This window comes from Halomonas elongata, from assembly GCF_029081005.1.
GTDB lineage: Bacteria > Pseudomonadota > Gammaproteobacteria > Pseudomonadales > Halomonadaceae > Halomonas > Halomonas elongata_B.
Genome location: NZ_JAJQTQ010000124.1, coordinates 1 through 381, shown reverse-complemented (window position 1 = coordinate 381; position 381 = coordinate 1). Strand labels below are relative to the sequence as shown.

Below are 381 nucleotides of genomic sequence, written 5' to 3'. Positions count from 1 at the left end.
TGCGAGATTCTGTAAATACAGACTGCTTAACCCGGCTGGAAGTGGCACCACAGGGCCATGCCCCGTGCGCTTTTTTAATGAGCCGCGCGCGGCGTTTTATACCGAGAAGCGGGGTAAAAAGCAAAATAAAAATGTGCCTGTTTGCGCGGTTGTCAGGAAATTTTGCCAGGCGGGTTTTCCCATAAATGCGACCGCCATCAAAAAAGGCTGGAAATGGGCTCAAGATTTGACCTAAAATGGCCGTCCAGAAGTTAATCCGTCTATACTGATTAACACTCAGACTGCTCGTGTCGCTACCTGCGCGGCTTTGCGCTGATTATCCACCAAAGCCACATTACACAACAGTATGAGCTATCCGAATCGTCCACAGGTGAAATAAAA

General features: G+C 48.6%; 1 protein-coding gene. It reads left to right on the top strand.

Annotated elements, in window-relative coordinates; genetic code table 11:
- Nucleotides 1–235 (top strand): hypothetical protein (locus tag LU493_RS19735; protein ID WP_275289500.1); only part of this gene is annotated, 235 nt, incomplete at its 5' end.
- Nucleotides 236–381: the final 146 nt, after the last annotated feature.